Source organism: Streptomyces sp. NPDC029836 (genome assembly GCF_055574495.1).
In genome coordinates, this window is record NZ_JBVHZI010000005.1 from 1 (window position 1) to 23,321 (window position 23,321).

Below are 23,321 nucleotides of genomic sequence, written 5' to 3' on the forward strand. Positions count from 1 at the left end.
GACGGCGGTGACCTCCTCGGCCTCCGGCACCATGGACGGCTCGGTGGACGGCTCCATGGACGGCTCCATGGACGGCTCCATGGACGGATCCATGGACGGCTCCATGGACGGGTCGGGCGGCGGGGGCGCGGCCCCCGCCCCCGCGCCCGCGGGGGGGGGGCGCGGGGCCCCCCCCCCCGCGCGGGGGGGGGGCGCCGCCCGCCGGGCGCGCCGGGGGGGGGGGGGCGGGGGGGCGCGCGCCGGGGGGGGCCCCCCCCCCCGGGGGGGGGGGCCCACGCCCGTTTTCGTGCCGGGTCGGGTCGGCCTCACTCCAGGCCGGGCGAGACCCGGGCGGGGCCGGCCGCGGGGTCGGCGCGCAGCTTGTCCTGGAGTTCCCGGCTCTCCTCGGTGAGCCGCTGGGGTCCGCTGTGCGGCGGGACGCCGGAGACGCTCGTACCGGGGGAGCTCGGGGGCTCGTACTCCCGCGGCGCGGTCGCCGTGGTGTACGCGGTCGCGACGGCGATCAGCGCCGTCATGACCAGGCCGGCCCGGATCCACCGCCGGCCGCGGTGCTCGCCGGCGGCGCGGACGACGGCCGCGGAGCGCGGCTCCAGCCGTACGACGGGCCGGACCGCCCCGAGCCGTTCGCGCAGCAGCGCGGACTGCTTCTCGGGCGGTACGTCGGCCAGCTCGGGTACGCGATCCGCGAGGTCGGCGTGCGCGTGGAGCAGGCGGCTCCCGGCGGTCGGGGTGGTGGCCTCGGTCTCGGCGGCGGTGTCGGGCAGGTCGAGGCCGACGCCGTCGTAGAGCAGCACCGTGCGGCGGTGCACCGGGGGCAGCGCGAGCAGGGCGTCGAGCAGGATCCGGTCCGCGGGCTCGGCCGGCGGCTTGTCGGGGTGGCGGTGGGCGCGGCGGAACCGGTGCCAGGGGGAGAGGGCGTACTCGTACACGGCCGCGCGCACCCAGCCGACGGGGTCGGGGTCGGTGGCCACCTCGGGCCAGCGGTCCCAGGCCTGCTGGAAGGCCCGCTCCACCGACTCGTGGGCCAGGGCGCGACGGGCCGTGAGGAGGTAGGCCTGCCGGACGAGGGCGGGGGCGGCGTAGGCGTAGAGGGCCTCGAAGGCCTGGACGGGGTCGGACGGGCGCGGCACGGCCGCCGCCGGCTCGGTCGACTCCGGGACGGCGGTGACCTCCTCGGCCTCCGGCACCATGGACGGCTCGGTGGACGGCTCCATGGACGGCTCCATGGACGGCTCCATGGACGGCTCCATGGACGGCTCCATGGACGGGTCGGGCGGCGGGGGCGCGGCCCCCGCCCCCGCGCCCGCGTCGGGGGCCGGTGGTTCGGGGGCGCGCACCTCGGCGGGTGCGTCGGCGGGTGCGCCGGAGTCCGCCGGCGCGGAGGCGTCGGCCGGGGGCGCCGGCGTGGGGGGTGCGGGCGCGTCGGCGGATTTCCCCGGGGCGGAACCGCCGGAGCCGCCCGAGGAGCCGCCGCCGGTCCTGGCGGGGGTCTTCGTGTCGTGGCGGGCGGCGCCGACCGGGGGCTTCGCGGCCCGCTTGGTCGCCGACCTGGGCCGGGTACCGGGCCCGCCGGACCGCGCCTGGGCCCCGTTCGCGAAGGCCCGTACGCCGCCGCCGGCACGCGGCGCCCAGCTGGCGAAGGGCGTGGCCCGGTCGTGCGCCGGTTCCGCCTCCGGCTCGCGCGCGTGGGGTTCGGGGGGCCGCGGGGGCCGGGTCGGCCCGGGGCGTCCGGCAGCGGTGACGCGCAGGTCCGGGGTGTCCGCGTCCGGGACCGCGGCCGCCGCGGCGAGGCGGGCCAGGATCTCGGCGTACACCTCGCGCTTGCGTCCGCGCGGCTCGGTGCGGCCCGTCTCCCACGAACGGAGGGTCGCCGGGGTGACCCCGATGACCCCCGCGACCTCCTCGTGGCTCAGTTCGCCCGCCTCGCGGAGCCTGCGGCGCTCCTTGGGGGAGGGCAGGCCCAGTTCCGACCCGGAGGTCGTATCGACGCCTTGTGTCATGCCACACTCCCCGCGACCCGGCAGCCTTGGGCGAAAAAGTACATAAACGTATATTGAGCGACACCACGGGCATTCGCCTGTTACCCGCCCATAGCGCGTGTCGTTGGCACCATGGGCGGGGTGACCCAAGTGACTGAACTCGGGACCCCGTTGCCGGTGGCCCCGCGCCCCGACCCGCGGCGCCGTTCACCGGCCGCCGCCGCCTGCGTGCTGGGCGGCGCCGTGGCTGCCGGACTGGGGCTCGGCTTCCTCGCCGTGCTCGTGATCGTGCTGTGGATCAGCTCCCCCTATCCCGACAGCGGGCCCGGCGGTGCGCTGCACCTGGCCGCCGGGCTGTGGCTGATGGCCCACGGGACGGAGCTCGTCCGCTACGAGACCCTGTCCGGGGTGCCCGCACCCGTGGGCGTGACGCCGTTGCTCCTGGTGGCCCTGCCCGCCCTGCTGATGCGGCGGGCCGCCCGGCTGGGCAGCGCCTCCGGGGACGCCGCCGGGGCGGACGGGGAGGAGGTCCTGCCGGCCGGCGCCGTGTTCTCCGCGGTGCTCTGCGGCTACCTCGCCGTCGGCGCGCTGGCCACCGTGTACGCGGCCGGCGGACCGATGCCCGCCGATCCGCTGAGCGCGGCCTGGCACCTGCCGCTGGTGGCGGCGCTGGCCGCCGCGAGCGGTGTGTGGGCCGCGAAGGGCCGACCTCTGGGACCCCTGCCGGACCGGGTCCCGAGGAGCGTGCGGACGGCGATCACGCGCCCCCGGTACGCGCTGGCGCTGCGCTCCGGGGCGGCCGGGGTCCTGGTCCTGCTCGGCGGCGGGACGTTGCTCGTCGGTGCTTCCCTGGCCTGGCACGGGCCCCAGGTGCAGGCGTCGTTCCTCCAGCTGACCGGGGTCTGGTCGGGCCGGTTCGCGGTGCTGCTGCTGGCGGTGGCCCTGATCCCGAACGCGATGGTGTGGGGCGCGGCCTACGGGCTCGGACCCGGCTTCGCGCTCGGCGCGGGCGCGACGGCCACCCCGCTCGGCTTCGAGGGCGCGGCGGCGCTGCCCGGGTTCCCGCTGCTGGCGGCGCTGCCGCCGGAGGGGCCGGGCACCCCGGTCACCTGGGCGGCGGCCGGGATTCCGGTGGCCGCCGGACTGGCGGTGGGCTGGTTCGCGGTGCGTCGGGCGCGGGAGGTCCCGTACGGGGAGACCGCGCTGACGGCGGCCCTGGGCTCGGTGGTGTGCGGAGCGGTGATGGCCGCGTTGGCGGCGGTGTCCGGCGGCCCGATGGGTACGGCGGCGCTGGCGAGCTTCGGGCCCGTGTGGTGGGCCGTCGGGGGCGCGGCGACGGCGTGGACCCTGGTATCGGCGGTCCCGCTGGCGGTCGGGGTGCACGCCTGGCGGACGCGACCGGCGCGCGGGGCCGCCGAGGAGGCGGCCGCCGACACCTGGCACGACTCGGGGATCCGGGAACTGCGTTGGCAGGCGCTGCGCAGCGCCGCGCAGCCCTTGGTCCCGCCCACGTCGCTCCCGCCCACGTCGCTCCCTCCCGTGCCGCTCCCGCCCACGTCGCTCCCTCCCGTGCCGGTCCCGCCCACGACCCGACGCGGCACCCCGGCGCCGGTCGCGGTCCCGCCGACGGAGCAGCCCCCGTCGGCCGTCATCGGAGCGGCGGCCCCGGAGTCGGTGCCGGCGCCGCTGCCCGACGCGCAGGCGTTCCGGGGGGCCGCGCCGGCGCCCCTGCTCCCGCCGGTGGCGGGGTCCAGGATCCTGGCGCGGCGCCCCCCGGAGGAGTGACGTCACTTCGCCCGAACGCGGACGGCCGGCCCCTTCCGGGGCCGGCCGTCCGCGTGCGGGGAGCGGTTCGCGTCAGCGCTGGACCTTCAGGATGTCGCCGATGACGTTGTCCGGGAGCAGGGTGTTGCACTGGAGTTCCGCCGTGCGCGTCAGGGCGTCGTCGCGGCAGACGTAGAAGTCCTTGTACGCGATCTGCAGCGCGTACGAGCTCGCCGCCAGCAGCAGCGCCAGCGAGGCCGTCACCAGGCCGCTGACCGCGGCCGCCCGCTGCGGGCGGGCCGCGGGCCCCAGGGCGGCGAGCCGGTCGGGCTTCGACCCGGTGCGCGCGGGCTGCGCCGCGCCGCCGAAGACGGCCGCCGCGGCGGCCCCGGACTCCGGAGCCGGCCCGCCGCGGAGCGCGCTGATGCCCCAGTACATGGCGAGCGCGCCCAGCAGCAGCCCCATCGAGGGGATGCCGAAGATGCCGAAGAAGAAGCCCCACATACCCGCCAGCAGCGCGTACCGCGCCCGGCGCTGCACGGGGTCCATCGGGTCCCAGCGCGCGGGACCGCCACCCCCCTCGGGGGTTCCGCCGGGGCCCTGGCCGGGCCCCTGACCTGGGCCGGGGTCCTGGCCCGGGCCTTGGCCCGGGCCGCCGCCGCGCGGCTTCCACGGCTGGTCGGGCCGGCCCTCGGGGGGAGCCGCGAAGGGGTTGTCGTCGGTCGAGGAGTCGGGCTGACGGCGGTCCGGCATCGAGTGCGTTACTTCCCCTGTGTCGTGGACGCGGTGGGTGCCGCGTCCGGCGGCGCGCTCCGCGGCGTGCGCGGCTCGTATGCAGACGCTACCGCCCGCCCGTCCCCCCGTCCCTCGGGGGCGGTCGGGTGTGCGGGTATCGTTGCAGGCGGTCGGTGGCTTCGTACGGTTGCCCATGAGTCGGCACGTCGTAGTTTCGTACGACCACACAAGACCAACAACGGCATTCCCGTAAGAAAGGGCCTCCCATGCCCGCCTCCCGCCTGGTCGTGCTGGTCTCCGGCTCCGGCACCAACCTCCAGGCCCTGCTCGACGCCATCGAAGCCCACCCCGGCGGAGCCGAGGGCTTCGGCGCCGAGGTCGTCGCCGTCGGCGCGGACCGCGAGAACATCGCCGGCCTGGAACGGGCGGAGAAGGCCGGGATCCCCACCTTCGTGTGTCCCGTCAAGGCCTACGGCAGCCGTGCGGAGTGGGACGAGGCGCTCACCGGCGCGACCGCCGCCCACGCCCCGGACCTCGTCGTCTCCGCCGGGTTCATGAAGATCGTGGGCGCGAGCTTCATCGACCGCTTCGGCGGCCGGTTCATCAACACCCATCCCGCCCTCCTCCCCGCCTTCCCCGGCGCGCACGGCGTACGGGACGCCCTCGCCTACGGCGCGAAGGTCACCGGCTGCACGGTCCACTTCGTGGACGGCGGCGTGGACACCGGGCCGATCATCGCCCAGGGTGTCGTGGAGATCAGGGACGCGGAGGGCGAAGCCGCTCTGCACGAGCGGATCAAGGAAGTCGAGCGTCAGCTGCTCGTCGACGTCGTGGGGCGCCTGGCCCGGCACGGCTATCGCATTGAGGGACGAAAGGTAACGATCCAGTGACCGCCGCAGAGCGCGTAGAGCCCGCAGCCAGCGCGAACAACAACGAACCGACCACGACCCAGCGGCCGATCCGTCGTGCGCTCGTCAGCGTCTACGACAAGACGGGACTGGAAGAGCTGGCCCGCGGCCTGCACGAGGCGGGCGTCGCGCTCGTCTCCACCGGCTCGACCGCCGCGAAGATCGCCGCGGCCGGGGTGCCCGTCACCAAGGTCGAGGAGCTCACCGGCTTCCCCGAGTGCCTCGACGGCCGCGTCAAGACCCTGCACCCGCGGGTGCACGCCGGCATCCTCGCCGACCTGCGCCTGGAGGACCACCGCAACCAGCTCGCCGAGCTGGGCGTCGAGCCCTTCGACCTGGTCGTCGTCAACCTCTACCCCTTCCTCGCGACCGTCCAGTCGGGCGCCACGCCGGACGAGTGCGTGGAGCAGATCGACATCGGCGGCCCCTCGATGGTCCGCGCCGCGGCCAAGAACCACCCGTCGGTCGCCGTCGTCACGAGCCCCGCCCGCTACGCCGACGTCCTCGACGCGGCGAAGAACGGCGGCTTCGACCTGAGCGCCCGCAAGCGGCTCGCGGCCGAGGCCTTCCAGCACACCGCCGCCTACGACGTGGCCGTCGCCTCCTGGTTCACGAACGCGTACGCGCCCGAGTCCGAGGACGCGGCGCTGCCCGAGTTCCTCGCCGGCGCCTGGGAGCGCAAGTCGACCCTGCGCTACGGCGAGAACCCGCACCAGGCCGCCGCGATCTACACGGACGGTCAGCCGGGCGGGCTCGCCAACGCCGAGCAGCTGCACGGCAAGGAGATGTCCTTCAACAACTACGTCGACACGGAGGCGGCCCGCCGGGCCGCCTACGACCACGACGAGCCCTGCGTCGCGATCATCAAGCACGCCAACCCGTGCGGCATCGCCGTGGACACCGACGTGGCCGCGGCCCACCGCAAGGCGCACGCCTGCGACCCGCTGTCGGCGTTCGGCGGCGTCATCGCCGTGAACCGGCCGGTGACCGTCGAGCTCGCCGAGCAGATCGCGGAGATCTTCACCGAGGTCGTCGCCGCGCCCGCCTACGAGGACGGCGCCGTCGAGGTCCTCGCGAAGAAGAAGAACATCCGCGTCCTGAAGGTGGACGGCACCCCGCACCAGCCGGGCGACCTCAAGCCGATCAGCGGCGGCGCGCTGCTCCAGCAGTCCGATCTGTTCCAGGCCGAGGGCGACGACCCGGCGAACTGGACGCTGGCCACCGGTGACGCCCTGTCCGCCGAGGAACTGGCCGGTCTGGCCTTCGCGTGGAAGGCCTGCCGGGCCGTCAAGTCCAACGCGATCCTGCTCGCCAAGGACGGCGCCTCGGTCGGGGTCGGCATGGGCCAGGTCAACCGCGTCGACTCGGCGAAGCTGGCCGTCGAGCGGGCGGGCGCCGAGCGCGCGCAGGGCTCGTACGCCGCCTCCGACGCGTTCTTCCCCTTCCCCGACGGGCTGGAGATCCTGACGGCCGCCGGCATCAAGGCCGTCGTCCAGCCGGGTGGTTCCGTGCGCGACGAGCAGGTGATCGAGGCCGCGAAGAAGGCCGGCGTGACCATGTACTTCACCGGGACCCGCCACTTCTTCCACTGACCCCGGACCCCTCGCACGACGAAGGCCGCGCCCCGCACTGCGGGACGCGGCCTTCGCCGTTGAGCGGGGATCAGCGCTGGCGGTTGAACCAGGCCGAGCCGTCCGACTTCGCCACGAAGACGATGACGAGGATCAGCAGCACCAGGTGCACCAGGCTGAGCGGGAAGAACGGGTACAGGCTCAGCAGGATGCCGAGGGACGCGTAGACGATGATGCCGATGCGGGTGCCGTTGCCACCCTTACCGATCTTGACCGCGAGCACGATCGAGACGATCAGGTAGACCACCGCGAGGGCGATCAGGGCGAACACCACGCCGGAGCCCATTTTGGCCATGTCCGCGAACTGGGCGTTGCCCTGGAGCTCGGGGTCCTTCTTCAGCTGCTCGATCAGGGCGATCACCGCGAACAGCACGCCGACGCCGACGATCTGGAGGCCGGCGATGACCCAGAGCATGACGCGGGCGGCCTTGACACCACCGGGCATCGTGACCGGCATGCCCGGGTAGCCGCCGGGGCCGGCCGGGGTGCCCTGCGGGTAGCCGTAGCCGGCCTGCGCGGGGACGCCCTGGGGGGCCTGCTGCGGGTAGCCGTAGCCGGGCTGCTGGCCCTGCGGGGCCTGGGGCTGCTGTCCGTACGGGTTGTTCGGGTCGCCGAAGCTCATCTTTGGGTGTTCCTCCGTGGAAGTGCGGGGACGCACGGCAACACGCGCGGAGGAACTCTGCAACTTGCGGTCCGCCCCCCGGCACTGCCCGCGGCACTCTGGTTCGATGCATCGTCGTCGGGCCGACGGTTGCTTGTCCAGCCGGTTGCCGCTGGGCCCCTTACTTGTTGTGCAAGTGCAATCAACGGGGGACCCCGTCGAGCACCTTGACTGGAACCGGGGCCACTCCATCCGGGAGGATGGCGACATGACCGCCCAGATTCTCGATGGCAAGGCCACCGCAGCCGCGATCAAGTCCGAACTGACCGCCCGGGTGGCGGCGCTGAAGGACCGGGGCATCACCCCCGGCCTCGGCACGCTGCTCGTCGGCGACGACCCGGGCAGTCGCTGGTACGTCAACGGAAAGCACAAGGACTGCGCCGAGGTGGGCATCGCCTCGATCCAGCGCGAACTGCCCGCCACCGCCTCCCAGGAGGACATCGAGGAGGTCGTGCGGGAGCTCAACGCCAACCCCGACTGCACGGGCTACATCGTCCAACTGCCGCTCCCCAAGGGCATCGACACCAACCGCGTCCTGGAACTGATGGACCCCACCAAGGACGCGGACGGCCTGCACCCCATGTCGCTCGGCCGGCTGGTGCTCAACGAGCCTGGCCCGCTGCCCTGCACCCCGTACGGCATCGTCGAACTGCTGCGCCACCACGGCGTGGCCATCAACGGCGCGCACGTGGTCGTCCTGGGCCGCGGCATCACCGTCGGCCGGTCCATCGGCCTGCTGCTCACCCGCAAGTCCGAGAACGCCACCGTGACCCTGTGCCACACCGGTACGCGCGACCTCTCCGGGCTGCTGCGACAGGCGGACATCATCGTCGCGGCGGCGGGCGTGCCGCACCTGGTCAAGCCGGAGGACGTGAAGCCGGGCGCGGCGGTGCTCGACGTGGGCGTCAGCCGCGACGAGGGCGGCAAGATCGTCGGGGACGTCCACCCGGGCGTCGCCGCGGTGGCGGGCTGGATCTCGCCCAACCCGGGCGGCGTCGGCCCGATGACCCGCGCGCAGCTGCTGGTGAACGTGGTCGAGGCGGCGGAGCGGATCACCAGTGCGGGCTGAGCACGACGCGGACGGCGGCCCGACCGCCGGGGGCGAGCCGGAGCCGGGCGGACCGGGGGCGCGCCCGGAGCCCGGTACCGACGCCGCAACGGGGACGGACACCGGCGCGGGAGCGGACGGCGGACCGGAGCCGGCGGCCGAGCCGGCGGCGCCCGAGCCGGCGGAGGCCGGGCCCGAAGGGGCCGTCGGCCCCGTGGCGTCGGACCGGGCGGCCGCGCGGTCGCGGCGCTTCCCCGCCGTCACCCAGGACACGGCCCGCCCCGAGGGCGGCGGCCGGGCCATCCCCGGGGCCGTGTCCACGCCCGCCCGGCAGTGGCCGATGCTCGGCGTCCTCGCCGCGACCGCGGTGGGGCTGCTGCTGACCGCGACGGGCCGGCCGCGCGCGGGCTGCCTGGCGATCGGCATCGCCCTGCTCGCGGCGGCCGTGATGCGGCGCGCGTTGCCCTCGGTGGGCATGCTCGCGGTGCGCTCCCGCTTCACGGACATGGTCACGTACGGGTTGCTGGGCGTGGCGATCACGCTGCTCGCGATGGTCATCGAGCCCGGTCCGTGGCTGACGATCCCGTTCCTGGAAACCGCGGTCCGCTTCACCGTCCGCTGAGCGGTCCGCGCGCCGGACCGGCGCGGCGGGCCGTCACGGCCGCCGTGCCGCCCGGTCCGGTGGCCCGGGAGCCCCTGCTGACGGGCTCGGTCGCCTCGCTCGTCAACGGCGCGGTCGAGGCGTTCGTCCGGGCCCCCGCGATCTAGCTGCCCGGTCGTCAGCGGATCGACGCCGTCAGCCCGACCGCCTTCACCGAGGCCATGGACGCCTACGGGGACCCCTTCCCCGGTGGTCCGGACGCGGCGCGTGTGCCGTGGACCACACGGGGCCGGGGGTTGGGGGCCCCGCGGGTCGGATAGCCTGACGGCGGATGTCTCTTCACGTCAAGATTCACAGGCTGCGAAGCGGCGTCCGCCCCGCACCCGGGGACCAGCACATGGGGCAGGGACGCCCCACCGCCAGCTGTCTAACGGAGAAGGCCATGACCCGCACTCCCGTGAATGTCACCGTGACCGGCGCTGCCGGCCAGATCGGCTACGCGCTGCTCTTCCGCATCGCCTCCGGCCACCTGCTCGGCGCGGACGTGCCGGTCAAGCTCCGCCTCCTGGAGATCCCCCAGGGCATGAAGGCCGCCGAGGGCACCGCCATGGAGCTCGACGACTGCGCCTTCCCGCTGCTCAAGGGCATCGACATCTTCGACGACCCGAACCAGGGCTTCGCCGGCGCCAACGTCGCGCTGCTCGTGGGCGCCCGCCCGCGCACCAAGGGCATGGAGCGCGGTGACCTGCTCTCCGCCAACGGCGGCATCTTCAAGCCGCAGGGCGCCGCGATCAACGCGCACGCCGCGGACGACATCAAGGTCCTGGTCGTGGGCAACCCGGCCAACACCAACGCGCTCATCGCGCAGGCCGCCGCTCCGGACGTACCGGCCGAGCGCTTCACCGCGATGACCCGTCTGGACCACAACCGGGCGATCTCGCAGCTCGCGAAGAAGACCGGCGCCGACGTCACCGACATCAAGCGCCTCACCATCTGGGGCAACCACTCGGCGACCCAGTACCCGGACGTCTTCCACGCGGAGATCGCCGGCAAGAACGCCGCCGAGGTCGTCGCCGACGAGCAGTGGCTGGCCGACACCTTCATCCCGACCGTCGCCAAGCGCGGCGCCGCGATCATCGAGGCCCGTGGCGCGTCCTCGGCCGCCTCGGCCGCCAACGCCGCCATCGACCACGTGCACACCTGGGTCAACGGCACCGCCGCGGGCGACTGGACCTCGATGGGCATCCCGTCGGACGGCTCCTACGGCGTCCCGGAGGGCATCATCTCCTCCTTCCCCGTCACCACCAAGGACGGCAAGTACGAGATCGTCCAGGGCCTGGACATCAACGAGTTCTCCCGTGCGCGCATCGACGCGTCCGTGGCGGAGCTCGTCGAGGAGCGCGACGCGGTGCGCGAGCTCGGCCTGATCTGATCCGCCCGTCCGGCCCGCCCGGACGGCCGATCCCCTGAACGTCGAGCGCCCCGGCCAAACCTGGCCGGGGCGCTTTGGCGTGAATGCGACTGTCGAGTGCGCCGAGCGGAAAATAGGGTCGCCAGGTGAGCGAGGACGAGCGGGAACCACAGTCGCAGCGGTGGGACTGGGGGCCGCGTCCCCTCGATCCCCCGCGTCCTGCCGAGCCACCGCGCACGGACGCACCCGCGCGCCCCGCCGAGCCGCCGCGTCCGGGGTTGCCGCCCGCGCCGCCCCTGCCGTCCATGCCGTCCGCGCCTTCCGTGCCGCCGGTGAAGGATGACTTCCCCTACCCGGTGGCGCCGCCCTCCGGGCTGCCGCTTCCGCCCCTGCCGCAGCACGTCGCCTGGGCGCCGGAGCCGCCGGTGGTGGTTCCGCTGCCGCCCCGGGCCCGCCCGGCGTCGAAGGCGCGGGGGCCGTTGCTGGTCGGAGCGTTGGCCGTCGTGGTCGCCGGGGCCTTCGTGGCGGGGTGGTTCGTCCTGACCGGGCAGGGCGGGACCGAGAACGCGGCGGGCCCCGGCCCGGCGGTCTCGCTGACCACCTCCGAGGAGCCGTCGGCGGCCCCGACCGGCGCCGCGCCCGCGCAGAGCGCGGTCCCGAGCCCGGTCCCGAGTACCGGGCCCGGTACGGGCGCGCCGACGACGCCCGGCACGGTCCCCGGCACGGGCGCCGGTACGGGCGCGAGCGCCGCCCCGAGCACCGGTACCGGCCCCGCCGGTTACACGGTGGTGCGCGACGGGGCGGGCTTCTCGGTGGCCGTCCCCGACGGCTGGCAGCGCAGCCGTGACGAGAACGGCAGCGGATCCTTCTACCGGCTGCCCGGCGACCGCAGCGCCCTGCTCCAGGTCTTCCGGATCACCGAGTCCGCCGCGACGGGCGAGTGCGAGCTGCTGCGGATGTCCTCCGGGGCCCTGGGCGCGAACCCGGGCTACCGCGAGGTCTCCCTCGAACCGGTCGCAGGCGGTGCCTGCGAGCTGGTCTACGAGTACGACAGCGCGGAGACCGGCGACCGCCGCCGGGGCGTGGAGCGGATCGTGACCACGCCGGGCGGCGGCCGGTGGGCGCTGCTGGCGGCCGGCCCGGCCGCCGACGGAGAAACCGTACGGGCCCGCCTGACGGCCGCGGTGGAGTCGTTCCGCCCGCGGTGACCGGCCGACCGGCACCCCGGATCCGTCCTCAGCCCTGCTGGTACTGGCCCGGGGTGTAGTGGCCGGGGGTGCTGCGGGTGGTGACGCCGATCCGGTTCCAGACGTTGATCGTCGCGATCACGGCGATCAGCTGGGCCAGTTCCGCCTCCTCGAAGTGCGCGGCGGCCCGCGCGTACACCTCGTCGGGTACGAAACCGTCCGTCAGGACGGTGACGGCCTCGGTCAGTTCGATCGCCGCCAGCTCCTTCTCCGTGTAGAAGTGCCGCGACTCCTCCCAGGCGGCGAGCTGCACGACGCGCTCGACGCTCTCGCCCGCCGCGAGGGCGTCCTTGGTGTGCATGTCGAGGCAGAACGCGCAGTGGTTGACCTGCGAGGCACGGATCTTGACCAGTTCGACGAGGGCCGGGTCCAGGCCCTTCTTCGAGGCGATCTCCAGCCCGATGACGGCCTTGTAGAACTCGGGGGCCAGCTTGGCCAGCTGCATGCGGGGGGTGTGTGCGGCGGCGAGTGAGGTGGACGCGCTGTGGTTGCTCATGTCTCCACCGTAGGGACCGGGCGGCCCGCGACTATGGTCCATCCCCATGACGGGATCATGGGCCACTTTCGGTGCCGACCTGCACCTGGACCTCGCGGCCGGCCGGGGCCTGCGCGCCGCGCTCACCGAGGCGCTGCGGGAGGCCGCGCGCGGCGGACGGCTCGCGCCCGGCACCCGGCTGCCGTCCTCCCGGTCCTTCGCGGCCGACCTCGGGATCGCCCGCAACACGGTCGCCGAGGCGTACGCCGAACTCGTCGCCGAGGGCTGGCTGACGGCCCGGCAGGGTTCCGGCACCCGGGTCGCCGAGCGGGCCCGGCCGCGCCGGGCGGCCGCCGCCGCACGGACCCGGCACCCCGCGCGCCGGGGGCCCGCGTACAGCCTGCTGCCCGGTTCGCCGAACCTGGGCGGCTTCCCCCGTACGGCCTGGCTCGCGGCGGCCAGGCGGGCGCTGACCGACGCCCCGAACGAGGCCTTCGGCTACGCGACGGACGCCCGCGGCCGGGTCGAGCTGCGCGAGGCGCTCGCCGGCTACCTGGCGCGGGCGCGCGGGGTGTACGCGGACCCGGACCGGATCGTGCTGTGCGCGGGCTTCACCCAGGGGCTGATGCTGCTGGGCCGGGTGCTGCGCGAGCGCCGGGTCCGGGAGGTGGCGGTGGAGGGCTACGGCCTCGACGTCCACCGCGACCTGCTCACCGGCGCCGGCCTCACGACCCGCCCGCTGTGGCTGGACGGGGACGGGGCCCGCACCACGGACCTGGCCGGCTTCGGCCCCCGCACCGGCGCCGTACTGCTCACCCCCGCGCACCAGTTCCCGACGGGCGCGGCCCTCACGCCCGGCCGGCGGGCGGCGGCGGTGGACTGGGCGCGCACCCGCGGCGGCCTGATCCTGGAGGACGACTACGACGGGGAGTTCCGCTACGACCGCCAGCCCGTCGGCGCCCTCCAGGGCCTGGACCCGGACCGGGTGGTCTACCTGGGCACGGCGAGCAAGTCCCTCTCGCCGGCGCTGCGGATGGGCTGGATGGTGGTCCCGCCCGACCTGCTGGACGAGGTACTGGTGGCCAAGGGCGGCAGCGACTGGACCTCCAGCGCGCTGGAGCAGCTGACGTTGGCACGGTTCATCGGCTCGGGGGCCTACGACCGCCACGTGCGCGGCATGCGGCTGCGCCAGCGGCGCCGCCGGGACGAGCTGGTGGCCGCCCTGGCCGGGAGGGTCCCCGTGTCCGGGATCGCGGCGGGGCTGCACGCGGTGCTGGACCTGCCGGCGGGCGCGGAACGCTCGCTGGTGCAGGCCGCGGCCTGGCAGGACCTGGCCCTGGAGGGCCTGGCGCGCCACCGGCACCCGGACTCGGAGCTGCCCGTGCGGGACGCCCTGGTGGTGGGGTACGGCGCCCCGTCCGACAGTGCCTGGGCCCCGACCCTGGCCGCCCTGCTGGCGGTCCTGCCCTGACCGGCCGGCTGCCGGTCGGTGCTCAGTGGATGACGCTGAAGCTGCGCCAGGGCAGGCTCTCGGGGGCGGTGACGTTCGAGAGGGTGGTGGCGATGTAGCTGCCGCCCTCCGGGTCCGGCTTCTTGCAGTCCGGCGTCCGGTACAGCACGACGTCGACGGCGGTGTTGTTCTCGACGTGGGTGGCGCCGGCCGGCACGTTGATCCGGTGGCAGCCCTTGACCGGGGTGTTGGTGTAGGTCACTTCGGCCGGGGAGTCGTGGCCGCGGAAGGTGAGGGTGCCGACCGTGCTGCGGCCGAGGCCCGAGCAGGCGGTGGCGGTGAGCAGCAGCGCGGCCGCCCCGGTGATGACGCCGATGCGCCGGAGGTGGGACATGGCACGGTCCTCGTCTGTGCGGTGATGGCTGTCCTTGCCCGCAGCCTGCACCGACCGGGGGCGGGCGGCATCCCTTGCGCGGCCGGCCGGATGAACGGGGGCCGGGACGCCGCCCGCGCACCAGCCCGGGACGCCGTCCGCGCACCCCGCCCGCCGAGGGCCCGGCGGCCCGCGAGGTCGCCGCCGCTGACCGCGCCGGTCGCGTCGCGGGTCAGCCGCGCTGCCCCTGGGGGCCGCCGCTGGTCAGGAGGAACTCGCCGGCGTCGACGGGTCGGGCCCCGCCCCCGACTCCGCCCCCGACACCGGCTCCGGCTCCCCGAAGCGGGAGAGGGCGAGCGAGCCCGCCACCGCCACCGCGAAGCCGAGGACCGCCAGCCAGGTCAGCCCCTCCCGGGTCCGGTCGCCCAGCCAGATCACCCCCACCAGCGCCGGGCCGACCGTCTCGCCCAGCACCAGCCCGGCCGTCGCCGCCGTCACCGAGCCGCGCTGCAGGGCCGAGGTGAGCAGCAGGAACCCCGCCGCGCCGCCCAGCAGCAGCGCGTACAGCGCGGGGTTCGCGAACTCGCGCGGCGTCAGCGAGTCGATGAGCCGGACCGCCACCTCCACGACCCCGAAGCCCGTACCCGCCGCCAGGCCCAGCACCAGCGCCCGCGGCCCGTCCGGCAGTCGGCCCGCCGCCGCCCCCACCAGCAGGACCAGCGCCGCCGCCGCGAGCAGTCCGAACTTCAGCGCCGTCGACCCGGTGCCCGAGCCCTCCGCACCCGAGGCCAGACCCAGCATCAGCAGCCCCGCGCACACCACGGCCACCGCGCCCCACTCGCGCCCCGACAGCCGCGCGTGCAGCAGCCGCGCCGCCACCACCGCCGTCACCGCCAGGCTGGACGCCATCGCCGCGCCCACCGCGTAGATCGGCAGGTGCCGCAGGGCCACGATCTGGAGCACGAAGCCGGCCCCGTCGAGCCCGAGTCCGACCAGATAGCGCCACTGCCGGACCGCCCGCAGGAACAGCGCGGCGTCCACGCCGGAACCCGTCCCCGGCGCCGTCGCCCGCGCCGCCACCGCCTGGAGCACCGACGCCGTACCGAAGCAGACCGCCGCACCCAGTGCGCAAATCATCCCAATCAGCACGAAGCGACTGTAGGTCACGACCGTGACAAGGGTGTGACGGCGGCCGGATTCCATCCCCGCGTGCCCCCGCTCTACGCTGTCGGACAGCCGTCGGCAGTACACGTCACACAGGGGGAGCGAAATTCACATGGACACCAGCAACACCACCCGGCGCCGGATGCGGTCGGGAGCGGTCGCCCTGGGCGGCATGGGCCTGCTCGCCGCCACCCTCGTGGCCTGCGGAAGCAACGACGAGCCCGACAAGCGCTGCGCGTCCCGCACCACGCTGAACCACCTGAACAACAAGGACTGCAAGAGCGGCGGCAGCGGCGCGTACTACTACGGCGGCCACGTCAGCGCCGGCAAGGTGACCGGCGGCAGCTTCGACAAGTCGGCCGTCACCCGCGGCGGCATCGGCGGCCACAAGAGCTCCGGCTCCAGCGGCGGCTGAGCCCGTGGAACGCCACACCATCGAACCCCGCCCCGACTGGCAGAAGACCGTCGAGGAGCAGGGCCTGATCTACCCCCTCACCCGCTTCCCGGACGACTCCCTGCGCCCCTACTGGGACGAGAGCGCGTACTACTCCTTCACGCTCCCGGAGGTCGAGGCGCTGGAGGGGGTCGTCGAGGAACTGCACGCCATGTGCCTGGCCGCGGCCGCGCACATCGTCGAGCGGAACCGCTTCGCCGACCTCGGGCTCACCGACCCGAAGCTGATCGCGCTCATCACCGAGTCCTGGCGGCGGCGCGCCGAGCAGCCCTCCCTCTACGGCCGGTTCGACCTGCGCTACGACGGCACCGGCAGCCCCGCCAAGCTGCTGGAGTACAACGCGGACACCCCCACCTCCCTGGTGGAGGCGGCGAGCCCGCAGTGGTTCTGGATGGAGGAGCGCTTCCCCGGCGCCGACCAGTGGAACTCCCTCCACGAGCGGCTCGTCGACGCCTGGCGCCGACAGGCCGAACTGCTGCCGCCCGGCCCGCTGCACTTCGCGCACTCCGAGACGGACGAGCTGGGCGAGGACCTGATGACGGTCGCCTACCTCCAGGAGACCGCCGAACAGGCCGGACTGACCACGCACGCCCTGTCGGTGGAGCAGATCGGCTGGGACGGTCTGGCGGGCCGCTTCGTGGACGAGAAGCTCCGCTTCATTCGCGGCTGCTTCAAGCTCTACCCGTGGGAATGGCTGGCCACCGACGAGTTCGGCCCGCAGGTGCTCGGCACCTACGACCACGGCGGCGGCTCCGGGACCACCGCCTGGATCGAGCCGGTGTGGAAGATGCTGCTCGCCAACAAGGCGCTCCTGGCCGTCCTGTGGGAGCTGTTCCCCGAGCACCCGAACCTGCTCCCCGCCTACCTCGACGGCCCGCGCGAGCTCGCCGACGCGGGCGGTCCCGGCTACGTGGCCAAGCCGCTGCTGGGCCGCGAGGGCGCCGGCGTCACGCTGCACGAGGCGGGCGGGCGGGGCGAGCCGTTCGTCCCGACCGAGGGGGAGACGTACGTCTTCCAGGCGCTCGCGCCGCTGCCCGACTTCGACGGCAACCGCGTCGTGCTCGGCGCGTGGGTCGTCGAGGAGGAGTCGGCGGGGCTCGGCATCCGGGAATCGGCGGGACCGGTCACGGACGAGTACGCCCGCTTCCTGCCCCACGTCATCCTCTGACCGGTCGGCGGGCGCCCGGCCCGCCGACCGGCCGGCCGGTCAGCCGGCGAGGACGGACCTGAGCTGGTCCAGCCCCCAGTCCAGGTCCTCCTTGGAGATCACCAGCGGCGGCGCGATGCGGATCGTGGAGCCGTGGGTGTCCTTCACCAGGACCCCCAGCTCCATCAGCCGCTCGGAGATCTCCCGGCCCGTCCCGCGGGCCGGGTCGATGTCCACGCCGGCCCACAGCCCGCGCCCGCGCACGGCGGTCACCGCGCCCGCGCCGACCAGCAGGTTCAGCTCCCGGTGCAGGTGGTCGCCGAGTTCGGCGGCGCGTTGCTGGTACTCGCCCGAGCGCAGCATCGCGACCACCTCCAGGGCGACCGCGCAGGCGAGCGGGTTCCCGCCGAAGGTGGACCCGTGCTCGCCGGGCCGGAACACCCCGAGGACGTCCCGGTCGGCCACCACCGCCGACACCGGCACGACGCCGCCGCCGAGCGCCTTGCCCAGGACGTACACGTCGGGGACGACCCCCTCGTGGTCGCAGGCGAAGGTCCTCCCGGTCCGACCGAGGCCCGACTGGATCTCGTCCGCGATGAACAGGACGTTCCGCTCGCGCGTCAGTTCCCGTACGCCCGGCAGGTATCCGGTAGGCGGGACCAGGACGCCCGCTTCGCCCTGGACGGGCTCCAGCAGGACGGCGACGGTGTTCTCGGTGACGGCGTTCGCCAGCGCCGTGAGGTCCCCGTACGGGACGATGTCGAAGCCGGGGGTGTAGGGGCCGAAGTGGTCGCGGGCCTCGTGGTCGGTGGAGAAGGACACGATGGTGGTCGTGCGGCCGTGGAAGTTGTCGGCGGCGACCACGATCCTGGCCTGGCCGTCCGGCACGCCCTTGACCTCGTAGCCCCACTTGCGGGCGGTCTTCACCGCCGTCTCCACGGCCTCGGCGCCGGTGTTCATCGGCAGCACCATGTCCTTGCCGCACAGCGCCGCCAGCTCCGTACAGAAGTCGGCGAAGCGGTCGTGGTGGAAGGCGCGGGAGGTCAGGGTGACCCGCTCCAGTTGGGCGCGGGCGGCGTCGATCAGCCGGCGGTTGCCGTGACCGAAGTTGAGCGCCGAGTACCCGGCGAGCATGTCGAGGTACCTGCGGCCCTCCACGTCGGTCATCCAGGCGCCCTCCGCCGACGCGACGACGAGGGGCAGGGGGTGGTAATTGTGCGCGCTGTGCGCGTCGGCGGCGCGGATGGCATCAGCAGTGGTCGACACGGGGTCTCCGATCGTCGGTCAGGTCCTGTGACGAGGGTGGCGTCACTGTCCATCCTCGCTCGCGGACCGGACGGAGAAACCTTTCTCGTGGCGCGCCCGCTAGGGTGGGCGCCACGCACGGCGACTGGCGCACGGAGAACGGACTCCGGGGGAGCCGTGCGCGCACGACCGCACACAGGGCCGCTCGCCTGGGCCTCGCGGGGACGAGTTGTCGACATCGACCCCGGAGGAGCCGCCATGAACGCGCGCCGCCACCCCGCCCTCTTCGCGACCGACCCCGAACTGGCGTCCTTCGTCGCGGCGGAGGAAACGCTCCAGGCCGAGACCCTGCGCCTGATCCCCAGTGAGAACTACGTGTCCGCCGCCGTGCTCGAAGCCTCCGGCACGGTGCTCCAGAACAAGTACAGCGAGGGCTACCCGGGCCGCCGCTACTACGAGGGCCAGCAGAACATCGACCGCGTCGAGGCCCTGGCCGTCGAGCGGGCGAAGGGCCTGTTCGGCGTGGACCACGCCAACGTGCAGCCGTACTCGGGCTCCCCGGCGAACCTGGCCGTCTACCTGGCGTTCGCGAAGCCCGGCGACACGGTCATGGGCATGGCCCTGCCGATGGGCGGGCACCTCACCCACGGCTGGGGCGTCTCGGCGACGGGCTCCTGGTTCCGTGGCGTGCAGTACGGCGTCTCCGAGCGGACCGGTCGGATCGACTACGACGCGGTGCGCGAGCTGGCCCTCGCCGAACGCCCGAAGATCATCTTCTGTGGCGGTACGGCCCTGCCGCGCACGATCGACTTCGCGGCCTTCGCCTCGATCGCCGAGGAGGCGGGCGCCGTCCTCGTCGCGGACGTCGCCCACATCGCCGGTCTGATCGCGGGCGGTGCGCACCCGTCCCCGGCGGCGCACGTCGACGTGATCTCGACGACCACCCACAAGACCCTGCGCGGTCCGCGCGGCGCGATGCTGATGTGCCGCGAGCAGCACGCCAAGGCCATCGACAAGGCGGTCTTCCCCGGTCTGCAGGGCGGTCCGCACAACCAGACGACCGCCGGCATCGCGGTGGCCCTGCACGAGGCCGCCCAGCCGTCGTTCACCGCGTACGCCCACGCGGTGGTGGCCAACGCGAAGGCGCTGGCCGCCGAACTGTCGGGCCGGGGCTTCGACCTGGTGTCCGGCGGTACGGACAACCACCTGATCCTGATGGACCTGACCTCGCGCGAGGTCCCCGGCAAGGTCGCCGCGAAGGCGCTGGACCGGGCGGGCATCGTGGTCAACTACAACACCGTCCCGTTCGACACGCGCAAGCCGTTCGACCCGTCCGGCATCCGCATCGGCACCCCGTCGCTCACCTCGCGCGGCCTGACGACGGAGCACATGCCGCTGGTCGCGGACTGGATCTCCCGGTCGGTCGACGCCGCCGCGAAGGGGGACGAGGCGGCCCTGGCCGCGATCCGCGCGGAGGTCACGGACCTGATGGCGGCCTTCCCGGCGCCCGGCCTGCCGCTCGCCTGACGATCCGGCGGTCCGCCGGCCCGGCCGGCCCGGCCGGCCGCCCCGTTCCCCGCCCGGGGAACGGGGCGGCCGGGGGTCCGAAGCGGTCGCTCGGCCGGTACGGCGGACCCCCGGCCGGCGGCGCAAAGCGGTCGCTCGGCCGGGGCGGTATCCGGCCGCCCCGCTACCGCCCGGTACGCGGCCGGGTCCCGCCGCACGTCGGGGCCGCGGCGCACGGGCCGTCGTCGCGGCGCACCGGTTCCGGCCGGCGCCGGGCCGGAGCGCGCCCCCGCACCTGAGAGAATGTGGCCATGGCTTCTGATCGTCCTCGCGCGCTCTCCGGTATCCAGCCCACCTCCGGTTCGTTCCACCTCGGGAACTACCTCGGAGCCATCCGTCAGTACGTCGCCCTGCAGGAGACGCACGACGCCTTCTACATGGTGGTCGACCTCCACGCGATCACCATGCCGCAGGATCCGAAGGACCTCCGCGCGAACACCCGCCTCTCCGCCGCCCAGCTCCTCGCGGCCGGCCTGGACCCCGAGCGCTGCACGCTCTTCGTCCAGAGCCACGTGCCCGAGCACGCCCAGCTCGGCTGGGTCATGAACTGCATCACCGGGTTCGGCGAGGCGAGCCGGATGACGCAGTTCAAGGACAAGTCCGCCAAGGGCGGCGTCAACAACGCGACCGTCGGCCTGTTCACGTACCCGATCCTCCAGGTCGCCGACATCCTGCTCTACCAGGCGAACGCCGTCCCGGTCGGCGAGGACCAGCGCCAGCACATCGAGCTGACCCGCGACCTGGCCGAGCGCTTCAACACCCGCTTCGGCCCGACCTTCACGCTGCCCGCCGCGCACATCGTCAAGGAGGTCGCGAAGATCTACGACCTCCAGGACCCGGCGATCAAGATGTCGAAGTCGGCGTCGTCCCCCAAGGGCCTCGTCAACCTCCTCGACGAGCCCAAGGTCACCGAGAAGAAGATCAAGAGCGCGGTCACGGACACCGAGGCGGAGATCCGTTTCGACGCCGTGGAGAAGCCGGGCGTCAGCAACCTGCTCACCATCTACTCCACCCTCACGGGCGACAGCATCCCCGACCTGGAGACCCGCTACGAGGGCAAGGGGTACGGCGCGCTGAAGACCGACCTGGCCGGCGTGATGGTCGATTTCGTCACACCGTTCAAGCAGCGCACCCAGGAGTACCTGGACGACCCGGAGACGCTGGATTCCCTGCTGGCCAAGGGTGCGGAGAAGGCCCGGGCGGTCGCCGCGGAGACCCTGGCACAGACGTACGACCGCCTCGGTTTCCTGCCCGCGAAGCACTGACGGACCGACGCCCCTGGCGGTAGGGGGGGTGCTGCCGCCACACTGGCGGCAGCACTGCCGGACCGGCGGTGCCGCACCGCCCCGACCGGCGGCCGCACCGTTACGCCACCGCGCACACAGACACACGGAGGAGACAGACGTGGGGACCGCAACGCTCGGCGTTTCGATCGCGGTCCCGGAGCCGTACGGCAGCCGACTCCAGGAGCTGCGCGCGGGCTTCGGGGACGTCGCCGCGCACGGCATTCCCACGCACGTCACCCTCGTACCGCCCACCGAGGTGGACACGGACCGGCTGCCGCGGATCCGGGCCCACCTGGCCGAGGTCGCGCTGTCCTTCCGTCCCTTCGCGATGCGACTGGCCGGGACGGGAACCTTCCGTCCCCTCTCGCCGGTCGTCTTCGTCAAGCTCGCCGAGGGCGCCGCGGGCTGCACCCGGCTCCAGAGCTGCGTCCGGGACCCCGAGGGGCCCATCAGCCGCGAGCTGGCCTTCCCGTACCACCCGCACGTCACGGTCGCCCACGGAATCTCCGAGGAGGCGATGGACCGGGCCTACTCCGAGCTCGCCGACTACGCCGCCGAGTGGCTGTGCGAGGGCTTCGCGCTCTACGAGCAGGGCTCGGACGGGGTCTGGCGCAAGCTGCACGAGTACCCGTTCGGCACCGGCCCGACGGGCATTCCCGCGCAGTCCGGCTCACCCGCCGGAGCCGCCGCCGAGGCGACGGGCCGTCGCTCCTGACGCAGCGGTCGCAGGGCCCGGACGGTGCGGAACCTGACGCTGCGCAGGACCAGGACGTGGAACGGACTGGCCGTCGGCAAAAAAGTCACAATCGACGACCGTAGTACCCGAAACCGGCAATCCCTGCTATTTCCGGCAGCTCAATTACGGTGGCCCCATGGACTGGCTGACGAAACTCCCGGTGATCGGGCCGCTGGTGTCCACCGCCATGCGGACGCACGCGTGGCGTTCCTACGAACGGCTCGACCGCGTCCACTGGACCCGGCTCGCGGCCGCCATCACCTTCATCAGCTTCCTCGCGCTCTTCCCGCTGATCACGGTGGCCGCCGCCGTCGGCGCGGGCCTGCTCAGCCAGGAACAGCTCGACCGGCTCCAGAAGAACCTCTCCGACCAGGTCCCCGGCATCTCCGACCAGCTCGACATCAACGGCCTCGTCGCGAACGCCGGGACGATCGGCCTCGTCGCCGCCGCCTTGCTGCTGTTCACCGGCATCGGCTGGGTCGGCTCGATGCGGGACTGCTTGCGCGCGGTGTGGGACAAGGACGACGAGGACGAGGGCAACCCCATCGCCCGCAAGGGCAAGGACGCCCTCGTCCTCCTCGGCCTCGGTGGCGCGGGCCTGGCCTCCGCCGCGGCCTCCATCATCGGATCCAGCGCGGTCGGCAAGTCCGGCGAGGCGCTCGGCCTGTCCTCCGGGGGCGCGGGCGGCGTGCTGCTGCGCACCGCGGCCTTCCTCGTGGGCGTCGTCGCGGCGTTCCTGCTGCTGCTCTACGTCCTGACCCTGCTGCCCGGCGTCGAACCCCCGCGCGCCCGCCTGCTCCAGGCGGCCCTGATCGGCGCCGCCGGCTTCGAGCTGCTGAAGCTGCTGCTCAGCGGCTACATCCGGGAGGTCGCCGGCAAGAGCATGTACGGGGCCTTCGGCGTGCCGATCGCCCTGCTGCTGTGGATCAACTTCATGGCCAAACTGCTGCTCTTCTGCGCCGCGTGGACGGCAACCCGCGAAGCCGAAGCCGAAGCCGCGGGCGCGGCCGGGGACGGGTCCGAGTCCGGGGACGAGTCCGGGGCCAGGTCCGAGCCCGGGGCCGGTTCCGGGGACGGCAAGGGCGACCCGCGACCGACGCCGGACACCGGCCCCCCGCCGCGACCGGCCTGACCGCCCGAGCCCCGGCCGCCTGACGGCCTGCCTGTCCGAGTTCTGGTTGCCTGACGGCCTGCCTGGCCGAGTCCCGGTTGCCCGATGGCCTGCCCGTCCGAGTTCCGGTTGCCTGACGCCTGCCACGCCCGAGTCCCGGTTGCCCGGCGGCCTGCCCGGCCGAGTCCCGGTTGCCTGTCGGCCTGTCCGGCCGAGTTCCGGTTGCCTGACGCCTGCCACGCCCGAGTCCCGGTTGCCCGGCGGCCTCGCCGGCCGAGTTTCGACGGCCTGGCCGCCTCGGCCAAGGCGCACGCACGGCCCGACCGGTG

The 23,321-nt window shown here is 74.2% G+C and carries 21 protein-coding genes and 1 riboswitch; of the genes, 14 read left to right on the plus strand and 7 right to left on the minus strand.

Annotation, left to right across the window (positions count from 1 at the left end):
• Positions 1 to 305 precede the first annotated feature (305 nt).
• Complete coding sequence (locus ACZ4XJ_RS16470; protein WP_468496570.1) at positions 306 to 2,000, minus strand: helix-turn-helix domain-containing protein; 1,695 nt, start codon at positions 1,998 to 2,000, stop codon at positions 306 to 308.
• 120 nt (positions 2,001 to 2,120) lie between these two features.
• On the opposite strand from ACZ4XJ_RS16470, the gene ACZ4XJ_RS16475 reads away from it, so the two are divergent.
• Positions 2,121 to 3,764, plus strand: coding sequence for a cell division protein PerM (locus ACZ4XJ_RS16475; RefSeq protein ID WP_468496571.1), 1,644 nt, complete (start codon positions 2,121 to 2,123; stop codon positions 3,762 to 3,764).
• Between the two features lie 72 nt (positions 3,765 to 3,836).
• Here ACZ4XJ_RS16475 and ACZ4XJ_RS16480 read toward each other — a convergent pair whose 3' ends face one another.
• Positions 3,837 to 4,496 carry a hypothetical protein gene (locus ACZ4XJ_RS16480; RefSeq protein ID WP_362879783.1) on the minus strand — a complete coding sequence of 220 codons (660 nt, stop codon included), beginning with the start codon at positions 4,494 to 4,496 and terminating at the stop codon, positions 3,837 to 3,839.
• Positions 4,497 to 4,744: 248 nt separating this feature from the next.
• Between ACZ4XJ_RS16480 and purN the strand changes: the two genes are divergently transcribed.
• Complete coding sequence (gene purN, locus ACZ4XJ_RS16485) at positions 4,745 to 5,368, plus strand: phosphoribosylglycinamide formyltransferase (protein WP_362879784.1); 624 nt, start codon at positions 4,745 to 4,747, stop codon at positions 5,366 to 5,368.
• Positions 5,365 to 6,978 carry a bifunctional phosphoribosylaminoimidazolecarboxamide formyltransferase/IMP cyclohydrolase gene (gene purH, locus ACZ4XJ_RS16490; RefSeq protein WP_468496572.1) on the plus strand — a complete coding sequence of 538 codons (1,614 nt, stop codon included), beginning with the start codon at positions 5,365 to 5,367 and terminating at the stop codon, positions 6,976 to 6,978. Before purN ends, purH begins: the two co-directional genes overlap by 4 nt.
• 70 nt (positions 6,979 to 7,048) lie before the next feature.
• Here the strand turns inward: purH and ACZ4XJ_RS16495 are convergent, their stop codons facing one another.
• On the minus strand, positions 7,049 to 7,639 hold the full coding sequence (locus ACZ4XJ_RS16495; RefSeq protein ID WP_468496573.1) for a hypothetical protein: 591 nt from the start codon (positions 7,637 to 7,639) through the stop codon (positions 7,049 to 7,051).
• A gap of 247 nt (positions 7,640 to 7,886) precedes the next feature.
• Between ACZ4XJ_RS16495 and ACZ4XJ_RS16500 the strand changes: the two genes are divergently transcribed.
• The 4 genes from ACZ4XJ_RS16500 to ACZ4XJ_RS16515 all read left to right on the plus strand — a co-directional run bounded on the left by ACZ4XJ_RS16500 (position 7,887) and on the right by ACZ4XJ_RS16515 (position 11,946).
• Positions 7,887 to 8,747 carry a bifunctional methylenetetrahydrofolate dehydrogenase/methenyltetrahydrofolate cyclohydrolase gene (locus tag ACZ4XJ_RS16500; protein WP_362879787.1) on the plus strand — a complete coding sequence of 287 codons (861 nt, stop codon included), beginning with the start codon at positions 7,887 to 7,889 and terminating at the stop codon, positions 8,745 to 8,747.
• A complete protein-coding gene (locus ACZ4XJ_RS16505) occupies positions 8,737 to 9,348 on the plus strand; it encodes a DUF3017 domain-containing protein (RefSeq protein WP_468496574.1) in 612 nt (203 codons plus the stop codon). The genes ACZ4XJ_RS16500 and ACZ4XJ_RS16505 overlap by 11 nt, the downstream gene beginning before the upstream one ends.
• A 421-nt stretch (positions 9,349 to 9,769) precedes the next feature.
• Entirely contained in the window at positions 9,770 to 10,759 is a 990-nt protein-coding gene (locus ACZ4XJ_RS16510; protein WP_362879790.1) for a malate dehydrogenase, read from the plus strand.
• A gap of 311 nt (positions 10,760 to 11,070) precedes the next feature.
• A complete protein-coding gene (locus ACZ4XJ_RS16515) occupies positions 11,071 to 11,946 on the plus strand; it encodes a hypothetical protein (protein WP_468496575.1) in 876 nt (291 codons plus the stop codon).
• Between the two features lie 28 nt (positions 11,947 to 11,974).
• Here ACZ4XJ_RS16515 and ACZ4XJ_RS16520 read toward each other — a convergent pair whose 3' ends face one another.
• Positions 11,975 to 12,481: a carboxymuconolactone decarboxylase family protein gene (locus ACZ4XJ_RS16520; RefSeq protein WP_468496576.1), complete on the minus strand. Its 507-nt coding sequence runs from the start codon at positions 12,479 to 12,481 to the stop codon at positions 11,975 to 11,977.
• Positions 12,482 to 12,527: 46 nt separating this feature from the next.
• Between ACZ4XJ_RS16520 and pdxR the strand changes: the two genes are divergently transcribed.
• Positions 12,528 to 13,931, plus strand: a complete 1,404-nt coding sequence (gene pdxR, locus ACZ4XJ_RS16525) for a MocR-like pyridoxine biosynthesis transcription factor PdxR (protein WP_468496577.1) — start codon at positions 12,528 to 12,530, stop codon at positions 13,929 to 13,931.
• 22 nt (positions 13,932 to 13,953) lie between these two features.
• Here pdxR and ACZ4XJ_RS16530 read toward each other — a convergent pair whose 3' ends face one another.
• Together ACZ4XJ_RS16530 and ACZ4XJ_RS16535 are read right to left on the minus strand one after the other, a co-directional pair.
• Positions 13,954 to 14,304: a hypothetical protein gene (locus tag ACZ4XJ_RS16530; RefSeq protein ID WP_362879794.1), complete on the minus strand. Its 351-nt coding sequence runs from the start codon at positions 14,302 to 14,304 to the stop codon at positions 13,954 to 13,956.
• Positions 14,305 to 14,547: 243 nt separating this feature from the next.
• A complete protein-coding gene (locus tag ACZ4XJ_RS16535; protein ID WP_468496758.1) occupies positions 14,548 to 15,420 on the minus strand; it encodes a DMT family protein in 873 nt (290 codons plus the stop codon).
• A 139-nt stretch (positions 15,421 to 15,559) separates the two neighbouring features.
• Between ACZ4XJ_RS16535 and ACZ4XJ_RS16540 the strand changes: the two genes are divergently transcribed.
• Positions 15,560 to 15,862 (plus strand): hypothetical protein, encoded by a 303-nt coding sequence (locus tag ACZ4XJ_RS16540; RefSeq protein WP_362879795.1) that lies wholly within the window; start codon positions 15,560 to 15,562, stop codon positions 15,860 to 15,862.
• Between the two features lie 4 nt (positions 15,863 to 15,866).
• On the plus strand, positions 15,867 to 17,069 hold the full coding sequence (locus ACZ4XJ_RS16545) for a glutathionylspermidine synthase family protein (RefSeq protein WP_468496578.1): 1,203 nt from the start codon (positions 15,867 to 15,869) through the stop codon (positions 17,067 to 17,069).
• A gap of 39 nt (positions 17,070 to 17,108) precedes the next feature.
• Here the strand turns inward: ACZ4XJ_RS16545 and rocD are convergent, their stop codons facing one another.
• Positions 17,109 to 18,314 (minus strand): ornithine--oxo-acid transaminase, encoded by a 1,206-nt coding sequence (gene rocD, locus ACZ4XJ_RS16550; protein WP_468496579.1) that lies wholly within the window; start codon positions 18,312 to 18,314, stop codon positions 17,109 to 17,111.
• 110 nt (positions 18,315 to 18,424) lie between these two features.
• Positions 18,425 to 18,515: riboswitch (ZMP/ZTP riboswitch) on the plus strand.
• Positions 18,516 to 18,551: 36 nt separating this feature from the next.
• Between rocD and ACZ4XJ_RS16555 the strand changes: the two genes are divergently transcribed.
• From ACZ4XJ_RS16555 to ACZ4XJ_RS16570, 4 genes are all read left to right on the plus strand, one after another.
• Positions 18,552 to 19,820 carry a serine hydroxymethyltransferase gene (locus tag ACZ4XJ_RS16555; RefSeq protein ID WP_468496580.1) on the plus strand — a complete coding sequence of 423 codons (1,269 nt, stop codon included), beginning with the start codon at positions 18,552 to 18,554 and terminating at the stop codon, positions 19,818 to 19,820.
• Between the two features lie 290 nt (positions 19,821 to 20,110).
• Positions 20,111 to 21,124, plus strand: coding sequence for a tryptophan--tRNA ligase (gene trpS / locus ACZ4XJ_RS16560; protein WP_362879799.1), 1,014 nt, complete (start codon positions 20,111 to 20,113; stop codon positions 21,122 to 21,124).
• A gap of 139 nt (positions 21,125 to 21,263) precedes the next feature.
• Complete coding sequence (locus tag ACZ4XJ_RS16565) at positions 21,264 to 21,860, plus strand: 2'-5' RNA ligase family protein (RefSeq protein WP_362879800.1); 597 nt, start codon at positions 21,264 to 21,266, stop codon at positions 21,858 to 21,860.
• A 157-nt stretch (positions 21,861 to 22,017) separates the two neighbouring features.
• Positions 22,018 to 23,013, plus strand: a complete 996-nt coding sequence (locus ACZ4XJ_RS16570; protein WP_468496581.1) for a YihY/virulence factor BrkB family protein — start codon at positions 22,018 to 22,020, stop codon at positions 23,011 to 23,013.
• Positions 23,014 to 23,321: the final 308 nt, after the last annotated feature.